The 21,464-nt window shown below is 65.9% G+C and carries 23 protein-coding genes; 13 read left to right on the top strand and 10 right to left on the bottom strand.

The window, feature by feature from the left end:
- Positions 1–81 precede the first annotated feature (81 nt).
- Positions 82–903 (top strand): helix-turn-helix domain-containing protein, encoded by an 822-nt coding sequence (locus tag ACTZWT_RS13645; RefSeq protein WP_444770216.1) that lies wholly within the window; start codon positions 82–84, stop codon positions 901–903.
- Between the two features lie 119 nt (positions 904–1,022).
- Here ACTZWT_RS13645 and ACTZWT_RS13640 read toward each other — a convergent pair whose 3' ends face one another.
- The 4 genes from ACTZWT_RS13640 to ACTZWT_RS13625 form a co-directional block, all read right to left on the bottom strand.
- A complete protein-coding gene (locus ACTZWT_RS13640; RefSeq protein ID WP_444770215.1) occupies positions 1,023–2,000 on the bottom strand; it encodes an RNA polymerase factor sigma-32 in 978 nt (325 codons plus the stop codon).
- 241 nt (positions 2,001–2,241) lie between these two features.
- On the bottom strand, positions 2,242–2,928 hold the full coding sequence (locus ACTZWT_RS13635) for a response regulator transcription factor (protein WP_444770214.1): 687 nt from the start codon (positions 2,926–2,928) through the stop codon (positions 2,242–2,244).
- Positions 2,925–3,338, bottom strand: coding sequence for a response regulator transcription factor (locus tag ACTZWT_RS13630; RefSeq protein ID WP_444770213.1), 414 nt, complete (start codon positions 3,336–3,338; stop codon positions 2,925–2,927). Before ACTZWT_RS13630 ends, ACTZWT_RS13635 begins: the two co-directional genes overlap by 4 nt.
- A gap of 82 nt (positions 3,339–3,420) precedes the next feature.
- The gene (locus ACTZWT_RS13625; RefSeq protein WP_444770212.1) at positions 3,421–5,322 is read right to left on the bottom strand and encodes a PAS domain-containing sensor histidine kinase; all 1,902 of its coding nucleotides are present in this window, start codon (positions 5,320–5,322) and stop codon (positions 3,421–3,423) included.
- 466 nt (positions 5,323–5,788) lie between these two features.
- Here ACTZWT_RS13625 and ACTZWT_RS13620 point away from each other — a divergent pair, with 466 nt between their 5' ends.
- On the top strand, positions 5,789–6,355 hold the full coding sequence (locus tag ACTZWT_RS13620; protein ID WP_444770211.1) for a helix-turn-helix domain-containing protein: 567 nt from the start codon (positions 5,789–5,791) through the stop codon (positions 6,353–6,355).
- A gap of 93 nt (positions 6,356–6,448) precedes the next feature.
- On the opposite strand, the gene ACTZWT_RS13615 is transcribed toward ACTZWT_RS13620, so the two are convergent.
- The 3 genes from ACTZWT_RS13615 to ACTZWT_RS13605 all read right to left on the bottom strand — a co-directional run bounded on the left by ACTZWT_RS13615 (position 6,449) and on the right by ACTZWT_RS13605 (position 8,533).
- Complete coding sequence (locus ACTZWT_RS13615; protein WP_444770210.1) at positions 6,449–7,651, bottom strand: YeeE/YedE family protein; 1,203 nt, start codon at positions 7,649–7,651, stop codon at positions 6,449–6,451.
- Between the two features lie 72 nt (positions 7,652–7,723).
- A complete protein-coding gene (locus tag ACTZWT_RS13610; protein ID WP_322515586.1) occupies positions 7,724–8,101 on the bottom strand; it encodes a metalloregulator ArsR/SmtB family transcription factor in 378 nt (125 codons plus the stop codon).
- Between the two features lie 36 nt (positions 8,102–8,137).
- Positions 8,138–8,533 (bottom strand): thioredoxin fold domain-containing protein, encoded by a 396-nt coding sequence (locus tag ACTZWT_RS13605; RefSeq protein WP_444770209.1) that lies wholly within the window; start codon positions 8,531–8,533, stop codon positions 8,138–8,140.
- A gap of 39 nt (positions 8,534–8,572) precedes the next feature.
- On the opposite strand from ACTZWT_RS13605, the gene ACTZWT_RS13600 reads away from it, so the two are divergent.
- Together ACTZWT_RS13600 and ACTZWT_RS13595 are read left to right on the top strand one after the other, a co-directional pair.
- Positions 8,573–9,316, top strand: a complete 744-nt coding sequence (locus ACTZWT_RS13600; RefSeq protein ID WP_444770208.1) for a cytochrome c biogenesis CcdA family protein — start codon at positions 8,573–8,575, stop codon at positions 9,314–9,316.
- A gap of 24 nt (positions 9,317–9,340) precedes the next feature.
- Complete coding sequence (locus tag ACTZWT_RS13595; protein ID WP_444770207.1) at positions 9,341–9,931, top strand: SoxW family protein; 591 nt, start codon at positions 9,341–9,343, stop codon at positions 9,929–9,931.
- A gap of 155 nt (positions 9,932–10,086) precedes the next feature.
- Here ACTZWT_RS13595 and ACTZWT_RS13590 read toward each other — a convergent pair whose 3' ends face one another.
- Genes ACTZWT_RS13590 through soxA form a run of 3 tightly spaced genes read right to left on the bottom strand, consistent with a single transcriptional unit; the run spans position 10,087 to position 12,189 of the window.
- On the bottom strand, positions 10,087–10,593 hold the full coding sequence (locus ACTZWT_RS13590) for a GlcG/HbpS family heme-binding protein (protein WP_444770206.1): 507 nt from the start codon (positions 10,591–10,593) through the stop codon (positions 10,087–10,089).
- A gap of 26 nt (positions 10,594–10,619) precedes the next feature.
- On the bottom strand, positions 10,620–11,357 hold the full coding sequence (gene soxX / locus ACTZWT_RS13585) for a sulfur oxidation c-type cytochrome SoxX (RefSeq protein WP_444770205.1): 738 nt from the start codon (positions 11,355–11,357) through the stop codon (positions 10,620–10,622).
- 13 nt (positions 11,358–11,370) lie between these two features.
- Complete coding sequence (soxA, locus tag ACTZWT_RS13580; RefSeq protein WP_444770204.1) at positions 11,371–12,189, bottom strand: sulfur oxidation c-type cytochrome SoxA; 819 nt, start codon at positions 12,187–12,189, stop codon at positions 11,371–11,373.
- Positions 12,190–12,366: 177 nt separating this feature from the next.
- On the opposite strand from soxA, the gene soxY reads away from it, so the two are divergent.
- From soxY to ACTZWT_RS13535, 9 genes are all read left to right on the top strand, one after another.
- The gene (gene soxY, locus ACTZWT_RS13575) at positions 12,367–12,831 is read left to right on the top strand and encodes a thiosulfate oxidation carrier protein SoxY (RefSeq protein WP_444770203.1); all 465 of its coding nucleotides are present in this window, start codon (positions 12,367–12,369) and stop codon (positions 12,829–12,831) included.
- Between the two features lie 49 nt (positions 12,832–12,880).
- Positions 12,881–13,210, top strand: coding sequence for a thiosulfate oxidation carrier complex protein SoxZ (gene soxZ, locus ACTZWT_RS13570; protein WP_011443241.1), 330 nt, complete (start codon positions 12,881–12,883; stop codon positions 13,208–13,210).
- Between the two features lie 140 nt (positions 13,211–13,350).
- Entirely contained in the window at positions 13,351–15,048 is a 1,698-nt protein-coding gene (soxB, locus tag ACTZWT_RS13565; RefSeq protein WP_444770202.1) for a thiosulfohydrolase SoxB, read from the top strand.
- 69 nt (positions 15,049–15,117) lie between these two features.
- Positions 15,118–16,395 carry a sulfite dehydrogenase gene (gene soxC, locus ACTZWT_RS13560; RefSeq protein ID WP_444770201.1) on the top strand — a complete coding sequence of 426 codons (1,278 nt, stop codon included), beginning with the start codon at positions 15,118–15,120 and terminating at the stop codon, positions 16,393–16,395.
- Positions 16,379–17,107 (top strand): c-type cytochrome, encoded by a 729-nt coding sequence (locus ACTZWT_RS13555; RefSeq protein ID WP_444770200.1) that lies wholly within the window; start codon positions 16,379–16,381, stop codon positions 17,105–17,107. The genes soxC and ACTZWT_RS13555 overlap by 17 nt, the downstream gene beginning before the upstream one ends.
- 174 nt (positions 17,108–17,281) lie before the next feature.
- Entirely contained in the window at positions 17,282–18,373 is a 1,092-nt protein-coding gene (locus ACTZWT_RS13550; protein WP_444770199.1) for a YeeE/YedE family protein, read from the top strand.
- 43 nt (positions 18,374–18,416) lie between these two features.
- Positions 18,417–18,863 carry a c-type cytochrome gene (locus tag ACTZWT_RS13545; RefSeq protein WP_444770198.1) on the top strand — a complete coding sequence of 149 codons (447 nt, stop codon included), beginning with the start codon at positions 18,417–18,419 and terminating at the stop codon, positions 18,861–18,863.
- Entirely contained in the window at positions 18,860–20,122 is a 1,263-nt protein-coding gene (locus ACTZWT_RS13540; protein ID WP_444770197.1) for an FCSD flavin-binding domain-containing protein, read from the top strand. The genes ACTZWT_RS13545 and ACTZWT_RS13540 overlap by 4 nt, the downstream gene beginning before the upstream one ends.
- 54 nt (positions 20,123–20,176) lie before the next feature.
- The gene (locus ACTZWT_RS13535; protein WP_444770196.1) at positions 20,177–21,448 is read left to right on the top strand and encodes an FCSD flavin-binding domain-containing protein; all 1,272 of its coding nucleotides are present in this window, start codon (positions 20,177–20,179) and stop codon (positions 21,446–21,448) included.
- Positions 21,449–21,464 lie beyond the last annotated feature (16 nt).

Here is a 21,464-nt window from a genome sequence, read left to right as displayed (position 1 = left end):
GATGCTCAGTGCAATCCGGCTTTCCATATCAGACAGAGCGTCGCGGCGTAGGGCGCGTGGACGTCGAGTTGGAGGTCAACCGTGTCGTATCAGTCTTGGCAGGCCGCGAGCGAATTCGTCGATGGGAGTCGCGCGGTGGAGATGATCCGCCATATTGCGAACGCTCCTGATCAGGCACCGGGGGAGCGACCGCGCGCCGTTCCTCTGCAGAATTCCGCGCGCGCCGAGATCGAGTTCAAGAACATTTCGGCGTCGATCAGCGTGCTGGCCGACGGTCAGACGACCGCAGCAGCCGAAAACGGCTGGCGTTTTCGGTCCGCGAACGATGTCTGCGAGACATTGCTGAGCTTTCCGGATGCCGTGCAGCGAAGCCCGGGCGCGCGCGCAACCACGCGCGAAGACCCGGTCGTGGTCAGGCTGTCGGAGGCGCTGGCCGCAGCCGAGCGCGACCCTTCGGAATTCGCCGCTCTCTATGCCGACGCCATCCGCCTCGTCACCGTCGCGCGGATATTGAGCAGGCGGTCGCAGGACGACGAGGTCAGGGAGCCGCCGCCGGCCGCCGGCACGGCGCTGCCGAAATGGCGGTTCAAACTGGTCGTCGACTACGTTACCGCGCATCTCGGAGACAAGGTGACGCTGGCGGACATGGCTGCGGCGGCGCGGCTGAGCCGGATGCATTTCGCCGCCCTTTTCCTGCGTGCGACGGGGCTGCGGCCGCATCAATATCTGCTGCAACGACGCGTCGCCGCGGCACAGCAGATGCTGCAATCGACCGATCACCCGATCGTCCAGATCGCGATCGACGTCGGGTTTCAGACCCAGGCTCACTTCACGACGGTGTTCAAGAAAATGACCGGCCATACTCCGGCGAAGTGGCGGGAGATGCAGCGGTCGCAGAGCTGACGACACACGGGCTGTCTGGCGGCAGACGGCGCCGAGCAGCTTCGGCGTGCGAATTCGGTTGCGGTGGTGGTCGTAACCGCGATGGTCGTGGTACGCGCCCGATAAGGAGAAGCCGGGCGTCAGGCTCGCGCGGCCACGCGGCCATTCCGAGTTGATGCCGGCACTGGCGCGAGAGCCGGGGTCCAACGGCTGCTGTCTTGTGCAGCACCCGGCGTCCTGCCGATGCGGCGGGCGGCCGATGCCACCTTCGCAAACGCCTTGGCTTCGATCTGTCGCACCCGCTCGGCGGAGATCGCGAGCGATTGCCCGATGACGTCGAAGCTGTCCGGACGCTCGCGCAGGTGCCGTGCCGAGAAGATGAAACGCTCACGGGGATCGAGTTGCATCAGCGCCTCCCGCAAGACGCTGCGCTGATGAACGAGTTCGTCGTTGCGCGCCAGGATCGCTTCGGCGCTCGGTGAATCGTCGACGATGAGGTCCTGCCACTCGCCGGCGTCGTCGAGATTCGACTGCGGTGCGTTGAGCGACAGGTCACCGGAGAGACGCTGCTCCATCTCGACGACGTCCTGCAACGGAACGTCGAGCGTCTCGGAGATTTGCCGGGCCAGCTCTGCGGTCAACGGGCCGTGCTGATGGGGCTGAAGGCGGCGAATCTCTCCGCGAAGCCGGAAGAACAGCTTCTTCTGAGCGGGCGTACGCCCGATGCGTACCAACGACCAGGATCGCATCACGTAGTCGTAGATCGCGGACCTGATCCACCACACCGCGCAGGTGGAAAATCGCGCGCCGCGATCCGGATCGAAACGGTCGAGCGCCATCATCAATCCGAGGTTTGCTTCGGCGATCAGGTCCCCCAGCGGCAGTCCGTAGCGTCGGTAGTTGCGCGCCAGCTTCGCTGCGAGCCGCAGATGGCTTGTGATCAGCGCGTCGGCCGCGGCCTGGTCGCGGTCGTGCAGCCATCGGCGCGCCAGTCGATCCTCTTCGGCTTGCTCCAGGATCGGATAGCGGCCGATCGCCGCCATGTAGGCCTGCGCGTCGAATTGGGCGGCATCGGCGGTTGTCGCCGCAGCGCGTGACGGGGGGACTGCCGAGGACATCGCTAGCTCCATTGCAGGCTGAACTCTGAGAACGAAAGTAGCGAGGCGTAATGTTGCTGAACATTAAATGTAGGTGTTACTCGCGCCGGGAACCGGATGCGTGTCGGCTCCGCCGGGAGGTCTCATCACCGTGGCGCTGCGGCAGGGCTGACGATGCGGGAGGGCACCGAGGATGTGAGGCGTCGCTGCGACGCTTTGCGTGCGCCGCCGCGGACTCGTGCTTCAGCCGGATCGGAACTGCTTAGTGCGAGGACGGCGGATCGCGTCGTTGGCCGTCGGGCGCCCCACTCGCGGGTGCGGCGCGGATGCCCAACTGGTCCGCCATGCGCACGAGGTCGGCGAGCGACTTCGCCTGCATCTTGCGTGTCATGTTGCCGCGATGGATCTTCACGGTGATTTCGCTGAGCGACAATTGCCAGGCGACCTGCTTGTTCATCAGCCCCGACGTGACCAGCCCCATGACTTCCCGCTCGCGTGGCGTCAGGGATTCGTAGCGCAGCCGGATGCTTTCGTCGCGGTCCGCATCGAGGCGCCGCTGCTGGTCGCGTGATACGGCTTCCGCCACGGCGGCGAGCAGCGCGCTTTCCTCGAACGGCTTCGGCAGAAAATTGACGGCGCCGGCTTTCATCGCCCGGACCGTCATCGGAATGTCGCCATATCCGGAAATCAGGATGATCGGAATCGACGCGTCACTCGCGATCAGTTCCTGCTGGAATTCCAGGCCGTCGGCCTCTCCGAGCCGGATGTCGATAATGACACAGGAGGCGGCGTCGATTGCGTCCGATGCGAGAAATTCGGGCGGGCCGGAGAAGGTCTTTACTGCATACCCCACCGAGCGCAGCAGGCTACTGAGGGAATTGCGGACGTCCTCATCGTCGTCGACGACGCAAATCAGCAATTGATCCGAGGCGTTCGGCGGCTTGCTCATGGCTTTCCGCCCGACCGGTCGGAGCGAGACGGGCGATCGGGAGAATTCCGCAAGATCGCTTCGACGTCGCGCAACAGGATTTCAGGATCGACCGGCTTGTCGACGAAGGCGGCGGCACCGAGATTCGCGGCCTCGGCGCGCGCTTCCGGCGTGGAATAGGCCGTCATTACGATCACCGGGATATCGACGCCCCGCCGCAGGAGTTCGCGATGCAGTCCGAGGCCGCCCATTCCGGGCATGTGCAGATCCGTGATCAGGCAATCGGTTTCGGAAAGCGAGGGGGATGCCAGGAACGTTTCGGCGGCGCTGAAACCCTCGACATGCAGCCCCACCGAACGGAAGAAGCTCGAAATGCTCTCACGAACGTCTTCGTCGTCGTCGACGATGGAGATGATGGATCGGTTTGGCAATGTCGTCTCCCACCAGGCCAGCCCGCCCAGCTGTGTCGATGGTATGACGATTCCGTCGATGCTTGCCCATCATATCAAGATATTAACCCGTGGATCTCCAGCGTGCTTCGGACGAAATTTCACGCGGCAGGGTGAAGGCCACGGTGGCGCCGGGCCCATCGTTATTCGACGCCGAGATGTCGCCGCCGAGCCCTTCGATGATCGTCCTGCAGATCGACAATCCGAGGCCCATGCCGTCGGGTTTGGTGGAAAAGAACGGATCGAAGATCCGATGCGGATCGCCGTCGATGCCGGTTCCGGAGTCGCGCACCGCGACGCAGACGGCGTCACCGTCGTCTCCGTTGATGGTGACGTGGATCTCGCGGGCGCCGCCGGTGTCGCGCATCGCCTGAAGTGCATTCATCAGCAGATTGACGATGACCTGCTGCACCTGAACGCGGTCGGAATGGATCTCGGGGACCGGGCCGCTCTGCACGATCTGAATCGAGCTGCCGGCGTTCTGGGTCTCCCGCGCGAGTAGAGCCGCCGCATCCCGAACCAGTGCGGCGAGGTTGACCGCACTCGCCCGCGGAGCCGATTTCCTGGCGAGGGCGCGGACCCTTCCGACCACATCGGCCGCCCGGTTGCCGTTCGAGACGATCTTGTCGAGGCACTCGGCGACTTCGGTCAGATCGGGTTCGGCCCGCGTCAGCCAGCGCTTGCCCGATTTTCCGTAGTTGATGATGGCGGCGAGCGGCTGATTGACCTCGTGCGCGATCGACGCGGCGAGTTGCCCGAGCACCGAGACACGGCCGGCATGGGCGAGTTCGACGGAGGCCCGCTCGATCTTGGCGCGGGCCTGGTTGCGTTCCGTCACGTCGAACGCCATCACGAGCACCCGCGACCAGTCGACCCCGTCGGGCAGCACCGACAGACGCAAAACCGCATCGATCATGCGTCCGCTCAGGGTCTCGAAGCGGGTTTCGGTCTCGACCAGCGTCGCGCCGGTCGCGAACTGGCAGAAGATGGCTTCCAGCGCCTGCGCGGCCTCCGGCATCGAGCCGTGCAGCACCTGACCCGAGGTGAGATCGGCCGTGGTCTCGGCTTCGAACATCACCAGCGCGGCCCTGTTGGCATTGTAGATCCTGATTTGATCGGCCGCCGCAGTGAGAAGCTGCGGATCTGCGCGCAGCGCCGCTGCGGGATTGTCGCCCGGTGCAGTCGCCAAGATCAGGCTCATTGCGGCGCTGAGGTCGCATTCCAGCGCGGCGAAGCCGCCGGTGTTGAAGATGGTGCTGTAGCGCTGCTCGGAGCTGCGCTGTTCGGCCTGGGCGCGGCGGCTTTCGGTGAGGTCTGCGCTGGCCTCGATGACGCCGATCGGGCGCCCTTCCGGGTCACGGCGTTGCAGCCAGCGGCTGGCCAGGATCAGTTGCGTCTCGTCACGCCGCGTGCGGATGATCTCGCCGGACCAGGTGCCCGTCTGCCGCAGCGACCGATTGATCTCTTCCGCCGGAACGACGCTCTGCAGCAGCTCGTCGCATTGCCGGCCGACCGCCTCCTCGCGCGTCCAGCCATACAGCCGCTCCGCTCCTTCGTTCCAGTAACGCACGTCGCCCGACGTGTCGCGGATGATCACCGTGTCGTGCGAGAGTTCGAGGATTCTCGCCTGCTCGGCGAGCGTGACGCGCGCCGAACGATCGCGCAGCGACAGCAATATCGTGATCAGGATGGCGACAAGACTGACCGTGAAGCGCAGCAGTGCGCCTCCGACCAGATCATTCGCATGTCCCCAGAGAAAGGCGGTCGCGGTCAGCACGAGAGAGATGTAGCCCGCGGCGATCACGAAGCGGCGGCCCAGCGGCGCGACCATCAGAATGACGCCGGTGTAGAGGACGGCGACCGCCCCGTCGATCGGACTCAGCGCGTCGGCCGCGAAGATCAGCAGCGCCGCCACCGTGGCGGCAACAACGGCAAGGTGTCGTCGGCGTCTGTCGATCGGCGTCAAGCTGTGACCTCAACAAACAACTCGGCCACCCAATTGCACGCAAGTTGAATTGAAAATTATCCGGGTGCCGCTGGTCGAAACCATCCGAGAAACAAGCAGTCTAGGAATTTCCGTCCGGATGCCACGTTATACATTGGTATGTCGTTGCGCCGCGTTGGTTTTTTCAGGCGCAGCCACGACAACGCGATGGCATCGGGATCGTCGCGCCTCGCCCCGTTTGACGACGAAGAAACGTTCCGGTCGTACCCGGCCGTGCCGGGGCGATCATTGACGATCGCAGCCCGGCGCTCTGCCCGGGGCCCCCAAACCTTGGTGTGATTCCTCTGAAAGCCGATCCGGGTGCTTATGAGTTTGTTCGTCGAACGTCTCATCGGTGACGATGTGTTTGTTGGATGGGATGAAAGCGGATCGACCGCATCACATGCGAGATTGAACAATGGAAGGCCGAGATCGAATGGATAGGACCTTGGAAGCTCACTATCGTGAGGGCGCCGTCGAGGCTTTCGTCTGTCTGGCTAATATCCTGAAGGAGGCTTCCGCGGTGGTCGAGGACGACCCTGTCACCGCGAAAGCGTGTATCGCCCGGGCAGGGGTGTTACTCCGCGAGGTCCAGGCGCGTCATGCGCCGGAGGCCAATGCGCAGGCCGCGCCGTTGACAGGGCTCGGCCTGGCGCGATGGCAGCTGAACCGCGTGATGCTCCATCTCGAAGCCAATCTCGAGGACAGCCTGAGAGTTCGAGACCTCGCCCGGCTCGCGGGCCTGAGCCCTGGCCATTTTGCCCGCGCGTTTCGCCGGAGCATCGGCATGTCACCCCGGAGTTTCATGATCGAGCAACGAGTCGAACGCGCGAAGAAGCTGATGCTCACCACCGGCCTTCCGCTTTCCGAGATCGCGCTGGCCTGTGGACTCAGCGACCAGGCTCACCTGTCGCGCATCTTCCGTCGCCACACCGGTGTCTCGCCCCACGCCTGGCGGCGCCAGTTGCGGGACGTCGAAAGCACGGATGCGCGACAGGCCGCAGGTGGGCATTGACGCGACGGAGAGCAGTTTCGCTTTCCGCTGAACAAAACGCCGCCAATATCATGGAGGCGTACAAGGCGAAGCGCGAGGGCCACGCCATCGGCATCATTCCGCAGGCGAGCGTGGTGCCGTCGGGCGCGGTCCGTCTGATGGAGCTGCAGGAAGACGGCTGGAGCTATCTGCGGCCCTGAGCGAAATCGGTGTGCGTCGCTGGAGAGCCATGCGCAACCGGCTCCAGCCGCGGGCCATCAATTCCGCCGGCGAACCGTCGACCAGCACGGCAATCCCCATGCGGGCGCCGAGCATCATGCCGATGATCGCGATCGGCCACGACAGCGCCATCATCGACCCGGCCGTGATGCCCTGGCCGATGGTGCAGCCGCCCATCAGGATGCCGCCCACGCCCATCATCGCCGCGCCGCCGATGTGACGGCGCATCTCGTGGTCGTCGTCGAATGCTTCCCAGCGCATCTCGTCGGCACGCCATGCGGCGATGAACGATCCGAGCACCACGCCGAACACCGTGCCGACGCCGAAATCGGCGAAATTCGCGGCGTTCAGCAGGCCCGCGTAGATCGCCTTGCCGATGGTCGAGACGAAGGTCAGGCTTTGCGGGTTTACCGGCCCGGCGAATTCGTCGGCGAGCGTCGTCGTCGCTAGCCAGCCGGCGACGGTGAGCAGGCCGAGCGCGATGCCGGCGCTCAGCAGCCGCGGCGTGCGCCGCAGCCGCTTGTCGCCGAATGCCAGCAGACACAGCGCGCCGCCGCCGAGCGCCGCGATCGCGGCGCGTAGATCCATCCCGACCAGATGCCGGGTGAGCGATGCGAGGTCGGTGCCGGCGCCCTCCGGCATCGCCACCGACAATTGCTCGAGGCCGGTGATGCGGACGCCGGAGAACACGCCGCGCAGCGTCGCATAGGCGGCGCCGCCGAGCACCAGGATCACCACGAAGCTGCGCAGATCGCCGGTGCCGAGCCGGACCAGCGAGCCGAAGCCGCAGGTGCCGACCATCGCCATGCCGATGCCGAACAGCACGCTGCCGAGCATGATCGAAACCAGCGGCAAGGCCGGCGCGGTGTAGTTGGTTTGCCCGGGATCGAGCACGCCGCCGATCACCAGCGCCTGGGTGCCGATCAGCGCGATGCCGAGCGCGAGGCCGAAGATGCGCAGGCGCCTCGTGTCGCCGCCCATCAGCGCGTCCTCGACCGCGCCGAACGAGCACAGCCGGGCCAGCCGCACGAAAAAACCCGCAGCCGTCCCGATCCCGAGTCCGGTCAGCGCGAGCAGCCAGGCGGACGTATCCTGCATCGGGGTTCCCTCGCCGTCGCACAGGCTTGGCGCGTCGATCGCGCGGCCTTGTGCGCTGCGGCGAGGGTCGGATTACTTCTGGTCGCCGCCTCTCGCCGAGGCGCAGAAGATATCATAGATCACCGAGATGATACGACGCACGTCCTCGTTGGCGAGACTATAGTAGATAGTCTTGCCGTCACGCCTGGTATCGACCATGCCGTCGTAGCGCAGCCGGGCGAGCTGCTGCGACACCGCGGACTGCCGCAGCGACAGGATGTTCTCGAGTTCGGTCACCGAGCGCTCGCGTTCGGCGAGCAGGCACAGCAGCAGCAGCCGGTTCTCGTGCGATACCGCCTTGAGAAAGCTGCTCGCCTTGCGCGCGCGGCGCATCAGCATGTCGAGCTCGGGCGAGTATTCGGCGCCGTCGCGGAATTCGGTCTCGATGTCCGGGTCGAGGATCGATGTCATGACGTTGAAATGGCCTTGGGTTGCGCGAATCCGGCTTCAGGTGTGGTTGGGATTGGGCGGCGTGAGCTTCGTGACCATGGTCCCGAGCAGCCCCCAGAACGCGTCGTCGTTGATGTAGCCGGTGATGCGGCCGACCTCGCGGCCGTTGTCCATCACCACGAAGGTCGGCGTGAACCGTACCGGCGAATCTAGCGCAACACCCGCCAGCTTGTCGCGGTCGATATTGACGCGCCGCAGCGGAAGCAATTTGGCCTCCTCGGTCTTGCCGTAGATCGGGCCGACATCGCGGTCCCAGCGCGCGCACCAGACGCAGCCGTCGCGCTCGAACATCAACAGCTCGGCCGCCATGGCGCCCGCCGGCGCGAGCGCCGACGCCAGGATTGCGCAGAGCAGCATCGATTTCAGAAGCAATCGGGCCATTGTGTGATACATATAGACGAATTCGCATGTTTATTCCAGTGCCGGGGCGCCGTGGCTTCCAATATCTCATTCATAGGCGCCTTCGGGGCCGGGGTGCTGTCGTTCCTGTCGCCCTGCGTGCTGCCGCTGGTGCCGCCGTATCTGTGCTTCCTGGCCGGCGTCAGCCTCGACCAGCTCTCCCGTGGTTCCGATCAGCCGGTCAAGGCGGTGAACTGGCGGGTGGTGGGGTCGTCGGTGGCCTTCGTGCTGGGATTTTCGACCGTGTTCGTCGCGCTCGGCGCGTCGGCCTCGGCGCTCGGCAAGGTCGTCACCGAGTATTTCGACACGCTGGCGATCATCGCCGGGGTGGTCATCATCATCCTCGGATTGCATTTCCTCGGCGTATTCCGGATCGGCCTGCTGTTTCGCGAGGCGCGCTTCCATAATGTCCGCCGCGGCGCCGGCTTTCTCGGCGCCTATGTGATCGGGCTCGCCTTCGCGTTCGGCTGGACGCCATGTGTCGGCCCGGTGCTGGCGACGATCCTGCTGGTCGCCGGCGTCGAGGGCTCGGCGGTGCGCGGCGCGGCGCTGCTCGGCGCGTACTCGCTCGGGATCGGGCTGCCGTTCCTGCTGGCGGCGCTGTTCTCCGGCGGCTTCATCCGGCTGATGGCGCGGATGCGCGCCCATATGGCGACCATCGAGAAGGTGATGGGCGCGGCGCTGGTGCTGACCGGGGTTTTGTTTCTGACCGGCGCGATGCCGAAGATTTCCGGCTGGCTGCTGGAGACGTTTCCGGCGTTCGGGACGATCGGATAGAGCGCGTCAAACGGGGAGGAAGTGATGATCGACCGTGCAATGTCTCGCCGCCATGCGCTGGCCACGCTCGGCGGCATCGGCGCCGGCGCGCTGGGCCTGCGCGCGAAGCCTGCGCGCGCCAAGCCGGTGCTCGGCGACGACGGCCTGTATCAGCTCGACTGGTACTTGCAGAGTTTCCTCGACCTCAAAGACGATCTCGACGGCGCCACCGCGAAAGGGAAGCGCTTCGCCATCCTGTGGGGGCTGAAAGGCTGCCCGTCCTGCAAGAAGCTGCACGAGGTCCACCTCAGCGACCCGGCGATCGAAGGCTACATCCGCGAGCACTTCGAGATCGTGCACCTCAACCACATCGGCGCCCGCGAGGTCACCGATTTCGACGGCGGCAGGCTCGGCGAGAAGGCCTTCGCGCAGGCCTACGGCATCCGCTTCACGCCGACGCTGCAGTTCTTTCCCGAGAGCAGCGAGGGGCTCGGCGCGCGAAAACCGCAGGACCGCGAGGTGGCGCGGCTGCCCGGCCTGCTGGAGCCGCCCGAGTTTCTGGCGATGTTCCGATACGTCCGCGAGAAGGGCTATCAGTCGATGCCGTTCACCGACTGGCTGAAAAAGCCGGCGTAGTCGCACACCGTCTCCGCGAGTCATTCCGGGGCGCGAGCGCAGCTCGCGAACCCGGAATCTGAAGCGGGCACGGCCGGGCCGGTCGGCAACAACCGCGAGATTCCGGGTTCGCCCGCGGCTTCGCCGCGCGCGCCCCGGAATGACTCGTGGTGGCCTCAGAAATCCAGCCGGTCCCTGATCGCCTCGATGCCGGCTTTGGCGCAGGAATCGTCGGCGTCGCCGCCGGGCGCGCCGGACACGCCGATGCCGCCGACCAGCGAGCCGCCGGCCTCGATGATCAGGCCGCCGCCGAGCACGACCACATTGGGCAGGTCGCGCAGGCCGGATTGCGGCATGCCGGGCTTGGTGATCGCCTGCAGATCCGTCGTCGAGGTCTTGAACGACACCGCGGTCCAGGCCTTGCCGGTCGCGGTGCTGGGCGAATGCGCGCCGGCAAAGCGGTCGCGCAGCATCACCTGCGGCAGGCCGGTGCGGTCGACCACGGCGACCGCAACCTGAAAGCCCTGCTTGCGGCATTCGGCGAGCGCGGCTTTCGCGCTGTCGAGCGCCAGCTCGGGGCTGAGCGATTTGGTGACGACCAGCGCGTCCTGCGCGCCGGCCGGCATCGTCGTGAGAAGCGCGCCGGCGATCATCGCGATCGCCGGAATCGAGTGTCGGGTCATCGGATCCCCCTTCGGCCGCAGGGCCGTTACTTGTTGACCGGCGATTCCGGATCGAACAGGAACGCCATCACGTCCTTGATCTGCTGCTCGGTCAGGAACCCGTTGGTGCCGAACCGCGGCATGTTCGAGCACGGCACCACCGCCTGCGAGTTGTAGATCTTGGTGTAGGCCTGCTTGATCTCGGCTTCCGTGTAGTTGCGGTCCTTGCCGTAATGCGTGAGGCTCGGGCCGAGCGTGCCGAACGATACTTCCGACGGCGCCATCTGGTGGCAGGCGTAGCAATTGCCGCCGTTGACGGTATCGGCCTTGTCGGAGAACTGCCCGCCGCGGCCGTTATTGGCGATCTTGGCGCCGGCCTTCCAGTCGCCGAGCAATTTGCCGTCGGCCGGAAAGGTCACCTTCTTGATCTCGCGCTGCATGATCGCTTCGGCGATGTCGGTCGGCACTTCGTTGCGGAATTGATTGCACGCCTTCATCGTGTCGTCGGGGACGATTCTCTGCTGCCATTCTTCCGGCGCCTTGCCGAAGGTGGCCTTGACGTAGGAATCGACGGTTTCGGTCGACACCTTGTGAATCGGCGCGCTGGGCGTCGGCGCGGCGTCGGCCTTGGTCGCGCCCGCCTTGGTCGTCGGTTCGGTGGCCTTGCTGGTCGCCGTGGCCGGCTTCGGCGGGATCGCCTGGTCGGCGGCGTGAGCCGTGATCGGACCGCAGGTCAAAGCGCCGAGCGCGAGCGCCAGCATCGAGAACTTCGTCATTGTCGTCATGATGCGGCCTCCCTCAGCGCTTGATTGACGGAACGATGAGTTCGCCGCCCGCCGCGATCTTGTTGAGATACAATGTCAGCGCGGTGATGCCCTCGGAGCCGTACTCCGGGGCCGGCCAGCGCTGCTGGCGGTAACAGTCCCAGATCCGGTGCTGGAAGGTCCGCAGCGCGCTCTGCGACACGCGATAGGTCGGCCAGCTCGCCATCGTCAGTTGCGCGTCCTTGCCGGGGCCGGCGAGATACGGCAGCCCCTGCAACCGGATGCGCTTGCCTTCGGCGCCGTGACAGGTCGAGCAGGAGAAATCCATCACCCCGCCGCGGCGGTGGAACAGCTCCTCGCCGACCGCCGCCATTTCCTGTTCCTTCGGATGTCCGAGCTGAGGCTCGATCGCCATTCCGCTCGACTTGTTGGCGATGAACGCCACCAGGTCCTCCATATCGGAGGCCTTGCCGGGGGCGGAGAAGCGTCGGGCGACGACGTCCTTGGTATCGAGCCCCTGAATGGTCTGCATGCACCACAGCAGCCGCTGCTCGAGGTCCATCACGCTGTCGGCGTCCTTGAAGTAGCGCGGCAGTTGCGCGAAGGCGCCTTCCAGCTTGCCGGCGCCGAGGCCGAGATCGCAGCCTTCCAGCGAGACGTTTTTCGTGCCGCGCTTCTCGGCCCAGAGCTGTTCGCCGCGGTCGACGGCGAGGAAGCCGGGATTCGACATCGGATCGGAAATCATCGCGCGATAGCGCTCGATCTCCTTTTCACTGGCGTCCTCGGCGTGAACGCGAAACGGCATTGTGCAGAGCACAAACGCAAATAGCATTGATAATCCGATGGATCTCATCTCGCTCCCTCCCGCGACCGTCTTGTGCGGCCTAAAAAGACCCGGCGGTGCGCCGGATATCTTTACATTCAAGAAAAACAATATCATGATGTTTGAAGATCATGACTGATCGAGCTTGGAAACGTCAAGCGGTACTGAAGGCAAGGGATGCGAAAGACTCCCTGAGGAGATGCCCCGATGGTTTTGATGAAGGTTGAGACGAGCCGCCGCGACGCGCTGGCGCTCGCAGGACTCGGTGGCCTCGCCGCGCTGCTGGCGCCGCGGATGTCGTTCGCCGATGTCGCCGCGGTCGATGCGGAGATCAAGAAGCTCTACGGCGACAAGAAGCCCGAGAGCGGCAAGATCAAACTCGACGTGCCGGAAATCGCCGAGAATGGCCTCGTTGTTCCGGTCAATGTCGAAGTCGAGAGCCCGATGACCGACGCCGACTACGTCAAGGCGGTGCACGTTTTCGCCGACGGCAATCCGCTGCCCGGCATCGTCAGCTACAAGTTCACGCCGGCCTGCGGCAAGGCCGCGGCCTCGACCCGGATGCGGCTGGCGCAGACCCAGAACATCGTCTGTATCGCCGAAATGTCGAACGGCAGCCTGTATTCGACCAAGGCCAACGTCAAGGTCACCATCGGCGGCTGCGGCGGCTAGGCCCGGCATCGACGCCGACAGCAAGAAACAGACAGGCGAGGACATTCAGATGGCGATCACTCCCACCCCCCGCGTTCGCGTTCCGACCCAGGCCAAGCCGGGCGAACTGATCGAGATCAAGACGCTGATTTCGCACGAAATGGAATCCGGCCAGCGCAAGGACGCGTCCGGCAAGATCGTGCCGCGCAAGATCATCAACACCTTCGTCGCCGCGTTCAACGGCAAGACGGTGTTCGAAGCCGAATGGAATCCGGCGATCTCGGCCAACCCGTATCAGTCGTTTTTCTACAAGGCGTCGGAGTCCGGTGAACTCGTCTTCACCTGGAAGGACGACGACGGCTCCAACTACACGTCCAAGCACAAGCTGACCGTCGCCTAACGACGGCGCGTCGGCGCCGATTCGCATCGACCGTGGGCGTGCAGCCCGCGGATCGCGGAGTTGCGCCGAATTTTTAGTCGAGCGGATCGGGCCCGTGCGCAATGCAGGGCCGCGTCTGCGCGGACAAGGGAACGGAAACGATGATCTCGCGGCGGGAATTCCTGCAGGCCACGGCGGCCGCATCGGCGCTCACGATCGGCGGCGGCCTCGGTCCGATCGGACGGGTGGCGGCGCAGCAGCGGCTGACGCAGGCCGACATCCTCAAGTTCGATCCGCTCGGCACGCTGACGCTGCTGCACGTCACCGATATCCACGCCCAGTTGATGCCGCTGCATTTCCGCGAGCCGTCGGTCAATCTCGGCGTCGGCGAGGTCAAGGGCAAGCCGCCGCATCTGACCGACGCGCAATTCCGCAACTACTTCCACGTCGCCACCGGCTCGCCGGACGCCTTCGCGCTGACCGCCGATGATTTCGTCGCGCTCGCCCGCAATTACGGCCGGATGGGCGGCATGGACCGCATCGCCACGCTGGTGAACGCGGTGCGCGCCGAGCGCGGCGCCGACAAGGTGCTGCTGCTCGACGGCGGCGACACCTGGCAGGGCAGCTGGACCTCGCTGCAGAGCAAGGGCCAGGACATGATCGACGTCATGGCGGCGCTGAAGCTCGACGCGATGACAGGCCATTGGGAATTCACCTACGGCGCCGACCGGGTCAAGCAGGTCGCCGACTCGGCGCCGTTCGCCTTCCTGGCGCAGAACGTCCGCGACAACGAATGGCAGGAGCCGGTGTTCGAGGCGCGCAAGATGTTCGAGCGGGGCGGCGTCAAGATCGCGGTGATCGGGCAGGCGCTGCCGCGCACCGCGGTCGCCAATCCGCGCTGGATGTTCCCGAACTGGGAGTTCGGCATTCGCGAGGAGGACATCCAGAAGCAGATCGACGACGCCCGCGCCGAGGGCGCCGAGGTCGTGGTGCTGCTGTCGCACAACGGCTTCGACGTCGACCGCAAGCTCGCCGGCCGGGTCAGGGGCCTCGACATCATCCTCACCGCCCACACCCACGACGCGATGCCGGGCCTGATCAAGGTCGGCGACACCGTGCTGGTGGCGTCGGGCTCGCACGGCAAATTCGTGTCGCGGCTCGACATCGCGGTGAAGGACAAGAAAGTGTCCGACATCCGCTTCAAGCTGATGCCGGTGTTCGCCGACGCCATCGCGCCGGACCCGGCGATGAAGCAACTGGTCGAGAAGCTGCGCGCGCCCTACGCCAAGGACCTCGCGCGCGTCGTCGGCAAGACCGATTCGCTGCTGTATCGCCGCGGCAATTTCAACGGCACCTTCGACGACCTGATCTGCGACGCGATGCTGAAGCAGCGCGACACCGAGATCGCGCTGTCGCCGGGCTTCCGCTGGGGCGGCACGCTGCTGCCGAACGAGGACATCACCTGGGAGGCGATCACCAACGCCACCGCCATCACCTATCCGAACTGCTACCGCAGCGAGATGACCGGCGAGCAGCTCAAGAACGTGCTCGAGGACATCGCCGACAACATCTTCCACCCGGACCCGTATTTCCAGGGCGGCGGCGACATGGTGCGCACCGGCGGCATGGGCTACGCGATCGATATCGGCAGGGAGATCGGCTCGCGGATCTCCGGCATGGTGCATCTGAAGACCGGCAAGCCGATCGAGGCGTCGAAGACCTACACCGTCTCCGGCTGGGCCAGCATCAACCAGAACACCGAGGGCCCGCCGATCTGGGACGTGCTGGCCAAGCACGTCGCGCAGGCGGGGCCGGTGAAGATCGATCCCAACAGCGCCGTCAAGGTGTCGGGCGCTTGAGATGACGACCGCCTCCGACGCTCCCCGACCGCTGCAGTCGCGCATGGTGATAGCAAAAGGCAATCCGGCATGAGTCAGAAGCCCCCCTCCGACATCCTCGATCGCCGCCGGTTTCTCGGCGCTGCCGGCCTCGCCGGCGCCGGCGCGCTGCTGCCGATCGCGGCGAAGGCCGGTGAGGCGGCCAAGCCCGACCCGGCGATCACCGAGCTGCAGGACTGGAACCGCTTTCTCGGCGACGGCGTCGACAAGAAGCCCTATGGGGTGCCGTCGAAGTTCGAGAAGGACGTGATCCGCCGCGACGTGTCGTGGCTCACGGCGTCGCCGGAATCCTCGGTCAACTTCACGCCGCTGCACGCGCTCGACGGCATCATCACGCCGTCCGGCCTGTGCTTCGAGCGCCATCACGGCGGCGTCGCCGAGATCGATCCGGCGCAGCACCGGCTGATGATCAACGGCCTGGTCGACACCCCGATGGTGTTCACCATGGACGACATCCGGCGGATGCCGCGGGTCAACAAGGTGTACTTCCTCGAATGCGCGGCGAATTCCGGCATGGAATGGCGCGGCGCGCAGCTCAACGGCTGCCAGTTCACCCACGGCATGATCCACAATGTGATGTACACCGGCGTCACGCTGAAGACGCTGCTCGATCAGGCCGGGCTGAAGCCGAACGCCAAATGGCTGATGCTGGAAGGCGCCGACTCGGCCGGCATGAATCGCTCGCTGCCGGTGTCGAAGGCGCTCGACGACGTGCTGATCGCGTTTGCGATGAACGGCGAGGCGCTGCGCCCGGAAAACGGCTATCCGCTGCGCGCGGTGATCCCGGGCTGGCAGGGCAATCTCTGGGTGAAGTGGTTGCGCCGCATCGAGGCCGGCGACATGCCGTGGCAGGCCCGCGAGGAGACCTCGAAATACACCGACCTGATGCCGGACGGTCGCGCCCGCAAATACACCTTCGTGATGGACGCCAAGAGCGTGATCACCAATCCGTCGCCGCAGGCGCCGCTGAAGTTCAAGGGCCGCAACGTGCTGAGCGGCGTCGCCTGGTCGGGCCGCGGCACCGTCAAGCGCGTCGACGTGACCATGGACGGCGGCCGCAACTGGCGCGAGGCGCGGATCGACGGGCCGGTGATGGACAAGTCGATGGTGCGCTTCTACGTCGATTTCGACTGGAACGGCGAGGAGCTGATGCTGCAGTCGCGCGCCATCGACGAGACCGGCTACGTGCAGCCGAGCAAGGCCGAGCTGCGCAAGGTGCGCGGCGTCAATTCGATCTACCACAACAACGGCATCCAGACCTGGCTCGTGCATCCGGACGGAGTGACTGAAAATGTCGAGATCGCTTAGTCTGATCGCCGGTCTGGCCGCCGTCGCGCTGGTCGCGGTGCCGCTGACCGGGGCGATCGCCGAGAAGGCCGCGTCGAAACCGGCCAAGGCGGTCGCGACCCAGCCGGCGCCGCCGCCCGCGCCGGTGAAGCTCGGCCTCGGCCGCCCGGCGCTGCCGGAGGAAGTTCACGCCTGGGACACCGACGTGCGTCCCGACGGCGTCGGCCTTCCGAAAGGCAAGGGCACTGCCAAAGAGGGCGACGTGTTGTTTCAGGAGCGCTGCTCGACCTGTCACGGCGAGTTCGGCGAAGGCGTCGGCCGCTATCCGGTGCTGTCCGGCGGCCTCGGCACGCTGACGGCCGATCGGCCCGACAAGACCGTCGGCTCGTACTGGCCGGACGCCACCACAGTGTACGACTACATCAGCCGCGCGATGCCGTTCGGCAATGCGCGCTCGCTCACCGCCGACGAAGCCTATGCGCTGACGGCCTATCTGCTCAATATGAGCGACGTGATCAAGGATCCGGATTTCGAACTCGACCAGAGCAACCTCGCGAAAGTGAAGATGCCCAACGCCGACGGCTTCTACGACGACGATCGGGAAACCTCCGAGAAGCAGTTCTGGAACAAGAATCCGTGCATGAAGAACTGCGGCCCTGCGCCGAAGGTGATCGGCCGCGCGATCTCGGTCGACGTCACGCCGGACGAAAAGGCCGGGCCCAGGGTGGACTGATGATCACTATACGACACGGCGGCGCGCCGTGGGCGCGAAGTAACAATTGCGGGAATTTGGCACTGCGACGAAGCCGCGTTGCGCCAGATCAATGCCCGGTGGGAGGTTCGACACACTATCTGATAATTATCCTGGGCTTGCGCACCCCGACGATGCGGCGCGGAGGAAACATCCTTGAATCTCGATCTGCTCATCGAACGCTTCGGCGAAACCGCCGCGCTGACCGCAGGCGGTCTGGCGGTGGGCCTCGCGTTCGGGGCGTGCGCCGAGCGCAGCAAATTCTGTCTGCGCGCGGCGGTGATCGAGTTCTCAGAAGGCTCGTTCGGGCCCAAGCTGGCGGTGTGGCTGCTGACGTTCTCGGCCGCGGTGGCCGCGACCCAGGCGGCGATCTCGACCGGCCTTCTCGATGTCTCCGAGGCGCGCCAGCTCGCCGCGACCGGAAGCCTGTCCGGGGCAGCGATCGGCGGGTTGATGTTCGGCGCCGGCATGGTCCTGTCGCGCGGTTGCGCCAGCCGGCTCTTGGTCTTGTCGGGAACCGGGAACCTGCGCGCGCTGGTCACGGGACTGATTCTGACCATCGTGGCGCAGGCCTCGCTGCGCGGTGTGTTGTCGCCGGCGCGGGAATTCCTGTCGCAGCTCTGGACGCTGCCGGGCGGCGCCGCGCGCAATCTGCTCAGCGTCGCGCATGTCGGGTCGGTGGTCGGCGCATCGCTCGGCGCGTTCGGGCTCGCGGTCGCGTTCTGGCTGGCGTGGCGCAACCGGATCGGCATCGTCAATGGAGTCGCCGCGCTCGGCGTCGGGCTGGCGGTGACGGCCGGCTGGCTGGTCACCTATACGTTGTCGCTGCATGCGTTCGAGCCGACCACGATCAAGAGCGTGAGCTTCACCGGGCCGTCGGCCGATACGCTGATGGGGCTGATCAATTCGCCCTCGGTGCCGCTCGGCTTCGATATCGGGCTGGTGCCCGGCGTGTTCGCCGGCTCGCTGCTGGCGGCACTGATCGGCCGGGAATGGAAGCTGCAGGGGTTCCACGACGGGCTGAGCATGGGGCGCTACGCGGCGGGCGCCTTTCTGATGGGGTTCGGCGGCATGCTGGCGGGCGGTTGCGCGGTCGGTGCCGGCGTCACCGGCGGATCGATCTTCGCCGTCACCGCATGGCTGGCGCTGGCGGCGATGTGGCTGGGCGCCCTGGTGACGCACACTTTGATTGATGCGAAGGCGACGGCGCTCGCGCCCGCGCTGACGACGAACCAGACCGGCAATTAAGCCGGCATCGAGAGTAGACAGGAAACGTCTGGGAGGAAGCAGAATGGCCATGACCGGCCAGGCGCCGCCGCGTGCCGCGCGGACGATGCGCGCGAAGCGTTCAGTGCGCGGCGTGTCCGCGGCGCTGCGCGCGGCCGCCGCCGGCGTGGCGCTGTGCGTCGCGGCGAGCGCCGCCGCGGCCGGCGACCGCGAGCTCGGCGAATATCTCTCCAGCGAATGCGTCACCTGCCATCAGCTCAGCGGACGATTCGACGGGATTCCGTCGATCGTCGGCCGCGCCGAGCCTGAACTGATCGAAGCGCTCACCGAATATCGCGGCAAGATCCGCGACAACCAGGTGATGCGGGCGATCGCCGCCAAATTCAATGACGAGGAGATCGCTGCGCTCGCGAGCTACTTCGGCAGCCTCGAACAAGAAAAGAACGAGCGCGACACCGACCGGACCGGGGACGTCCGCGCATTCACATCGACCATGGAGGGGAAGAAATGACCATCGACAGACGCCAATTCTCGACCGGCCTGCTGGCCGCAAGTCTCATCGCGATGCCCGGCGTATTGCGGGCGCAGGCCAAACCGCGCGTCGTGGTGATCGGCGGCGGACCGGGCGGCGCGACGGTGGCGAAATACGTCGCGCGCGATTCGCAGGGCGCGATCGACGTCATCATGGTCGAGCCGCTGGAGGCATTCATCACCTGCTTCCATTCAAACCTGTTCCTCGGCGACATGCGCAGCATGGAATCGATCACCCACCCCTACAAGCTCGGTGGCTACGGCGTGAAGCACGTCCGGCAGATGGCGGCGGCGATCGACCGTGACAACAATCAGGTCCGGCTCGCCGACGGCAGTACGCTGAACTACGATCGGCTGGTGGTCGCGCCCGGCATCGACATCAAGTTCGATTCGGTGCCCGGCTATTCCGAGGCCGCCGCCGAAATCATGCCGCACGGTTGGAAACCCGGCGCGCAGACGTTGCTGGTGAAGAAGCAGCTTCACGCGCTGGAGGACGGCGCCACCATCGTGATGCTGGCCCCGCCGAATCCGTTCCGCTGCCCGCCCGGACCGTATGAACGGGTCTCGGTGATGGCCAAGGTGCTGAAGGCCAAGGGTCACACCAAGTCGAAGATCATCGTGATCGATCCGAAGGACAAGTTCTCCAAGATGGCGCTGTTTCAGGAGGGCTGGCAGAAGCACTATCCCGGCATGGTCGAGTGGATGGACCCGAAGATGCACGGCGGCGTCAAGTCGGTCGATCCCAAGGCGATGACGGTGACCACCGATTTCGAGACCATCAAGGCGTCGATGGTCAACGTCATCCCGGCTCAGATGGCCGGCAGAATCGCGCGCGATGCCGGCCTCGCCAATCAGACCGGTTACTGTCCGATCGATGCGGCCAGCATGAAATCCGCGATCGATCCGAACATCTACGTCCTCGGCGACGCGGCGATCGCCGGCGCGATGCCGAAATCGGCATTCGCCGCCAACAGCCACGCCAAGGTAGTGGCGAACGCGGTGCGCGGCGAACTGACCGGTTCGCGCACCTTCCCGGCGCGCTATGCCAACACCTGCTGGTCGGTGCTGGCGAAGGACGACACCGTCAAGGTCGGCGGCCGCTACGAACCGAAGGACGGCGCCATCGCCGAGGTCGAGGGCTTCGTCTCCAAGACCGGGGAAGACGCAGGGCTTCGCTTCCAGACCGCCGAGGAGAACATGGGCTGGTATGCCGGCATCACCGCCGACATCTTCACCTGAGAGCGCGCGAGTCGGTGCACTGCGCCGGCTCGCCTTTTCGTCCGGAGACATCACGTGCCGAAACCGATCCTGATCAGTCGCCGCGACGCGATCCGCGGCGCCGCGGCCGCCGCCGCGTTGCTCGCCTGTCCGGCGATCGCCAAAGCGCGGCCGAAGGTCGTGGTGATCGGCGGCGGCGCCGGCGGCGCCACCGCGGCGAAGTATCTGCGCCACGGCGACGATGCCGTCGAGGTGACGCTGGTCGAAGCCAACCGCAGCTACGTCACGCCGTTCACGTCGAACCTGTATCTCGGCGGGCTGAAGCCGTTCGAGACGCTGAGCTACGGCTACGAGGGCATCGCCGCGCGCGGCGTCGGCATGGTGTTCGACAGCGTCACGGCGATCGACCGCGACGCCAGGCAGGTGCGCACCGCCAGCGGCGCGCGGCTGTCCTACGACCGGCTGGTGCTGTCGCCCGGCATCGATTTCCGCTGGGACGCCGTGCCGGGCTATTCCGAAGCCGCCGCCGAGGCGATGCCGCACGGCTATCGCGGCGGCGCGCAGTTCAAGCTGCTGAAAAGCAAACTCGACGCGCTCGCCGACGGCGCGCTGATCGTGATCATCGCGCCGCCCAATCCGTATCGCTGCCCGCCGGCGCCCTACGAGCGCGCCTCGATGATGGCGTATGCGCTGAAGAGCCGGGGCGTGAAGAATGCTCGCATCGTGATTCTCGACGCCAAGGATCATTTCGCGATGCAGACGCTGTTCATCGACGGCTGGGAGCGCCACTACCCCGGCATGATCGAATGGCAGGACCCCACCATCCACGGCGGCATCAAGGCGGTCGATCCGAAGGCGATGACCGTGACCACCGATTTCGAGACCCACAAGGCGGCGCTGGTCAACGTCATCCCGCCGCAGATCGCGGGGAAGCTCGCGCGCGACGCCGGCCTCGCCGACGACAGCGGCTTCTGTCCGGTCAATGCCGAGACCATGACCTCGCTGATCGATCCGTCGATCCAGGTGATCGGCGATTCCGCGACCGGCGGTGAGTTTCCGAAATCCGGCTTCGCCGCCAACAACGAGGCGAAGGGCGCGGCGATGATCCTGCGCGCCGAGCTGCTCGGCGAGCGGCGGATGCCGATCCGTTTCACCAATCATTGCTGGAGCGACATCGCCCCCGACGACGCGATCAAGAACGGCGCCCGCTACGCGCCGCAGGACGGCAGGATCGTGATGTCCGATCCCTACACCTCGCAGCTCGACGAAAGCGCGGAGCTCCGCGCCAAGCAGGCGCGCGAGGCGGCCGGCTGGTACATCGGCATGACCACGGATATTTTCGGCTGAGCGCTGCGCGTCGACC

The sequence above is a fragment of the Rhodopseudomonas sp. NSM genome (assembly GCF_052445935.1).
Classification (GTDB): Bacteria; Pseudomonadota; Alphaproteobacteria; order Rhizobiales; family Xanthobacteraceae; genus Rhodopseudomonas.
This window is presented reverse-complemented; position numbering and strand designations above follow the sequence as displayed.

Bases quoted from the DNA above. Each gene is read 5' to 3' on its own strand.
- ACTZWT_RS13640 (WP_444770215.1), bottom strand. From the start codon at position 2,000: ATGTCCTCGGCAGTCCCCCCGTCACGCGCTGCGGCGACAACCGCCGAT.
- ACTZWT_RS13635 (WP_444770214.1), bottom strand. From the start codon at position 2,928: ATGAGCAAGCCGCCGAACGCCTCGGATCAATTGCTGATTTGCGTCGTC.
- ACTZWT_RS13615 (WP_444770210.1), bottom strand. From the start codon at position 7,651: ATGCAGGATACGTCCGCCTGGCTGCTCGCGCTGACCGGACTCGGGATC.
- ACTZWT_RS13610 (WP_322515586.1), bottom strand. From the start codon at position 8,101: ATGACATCGATCCTCGACCCGGACATCGAGACCGAATTCCGCGACGGC.
- ACTZWT_RS13605 (WP_444770209.1), bottom strand. From the start codon at position 8,533: ATGTATCACACAATGGCCCGATTGCTTCTGAAATCGATGCTGCTCTGC.
- ACTZWT_RS13595 (WP_444770207.1), top strand. From the start codon at position 9,341: ATGATCGACCGTGCAATGTCTCGCCGCCATGCGCTGGCCACGCTCGGC.
- ACTZWT_RS13590 (WP_444770206.1), bottom strand. From the start codon at position 10,593: ATGACCCGACACTCGATTCCGGCGATCGCGATGATCGCCGGCGCGCTT.
- soxX (WP_444770205.1), bottom strand. From the start codon at position 11,357: ATGACGACAATGACGAAGTTCTCGATGCTGGCGCTCGCGCTCGGCGCT.
- soxA (WP_444770204.1), bottom strand. From the start codon at position 12,189: ATGAGATCCATCGGATTATCAATGCTATTTGCGTTTGTGCTCTGCACA.
- soxY (WP_444770203.1), top strand. From the start codon at position 12,367: ATGGTTTTGATGAAGGTTGAGACGAGCCGCCGCGACGCGCTGGCGCTC.
- soxZ (WP_011443241.1), top strand. From the start codon at position 12,881: ATGGCGATCACTCCCACCCCCCGCGTTCGCGTTCCGACCCAGGCCAAG.
- soxB (WP_444770202.1), top strand. From the start codon at position 13,351: ATGATCTCGCGGCGGGAATTCCTGCAGGCCACGGCGGCCGCATCGGCG.
- soxC (WP_444770201.1), top strand. From the start codon at position 15,118: ATGAGTCAGAAGCCCCCCTCCGACATCCTCGATCGCCGCCGGTTTCTC.
- ACTZWT_RS13555 (WP_444770200.1), top strand. From the start codon at position 16,379: ATGTCGAGATCGCTTAGTCTGATCGCCGGTCTGGCCGCCGTCGCGCTG.
- ACTZWT_RS13545 (WP_444770198.1), top strand. From the start codon at position 18,417: ATGGCCATGACCGGCCAGGCGCCGCCGCGTGCCGCGCGGACGATGCGC.
- ACTZWT_RS13540 (WP_444770197.1), top strand. From the start codon at position 18,860: ATGACCATCGACAGACGCCAATTCTCGACCGGCCTGCTGGCCGCAAGT.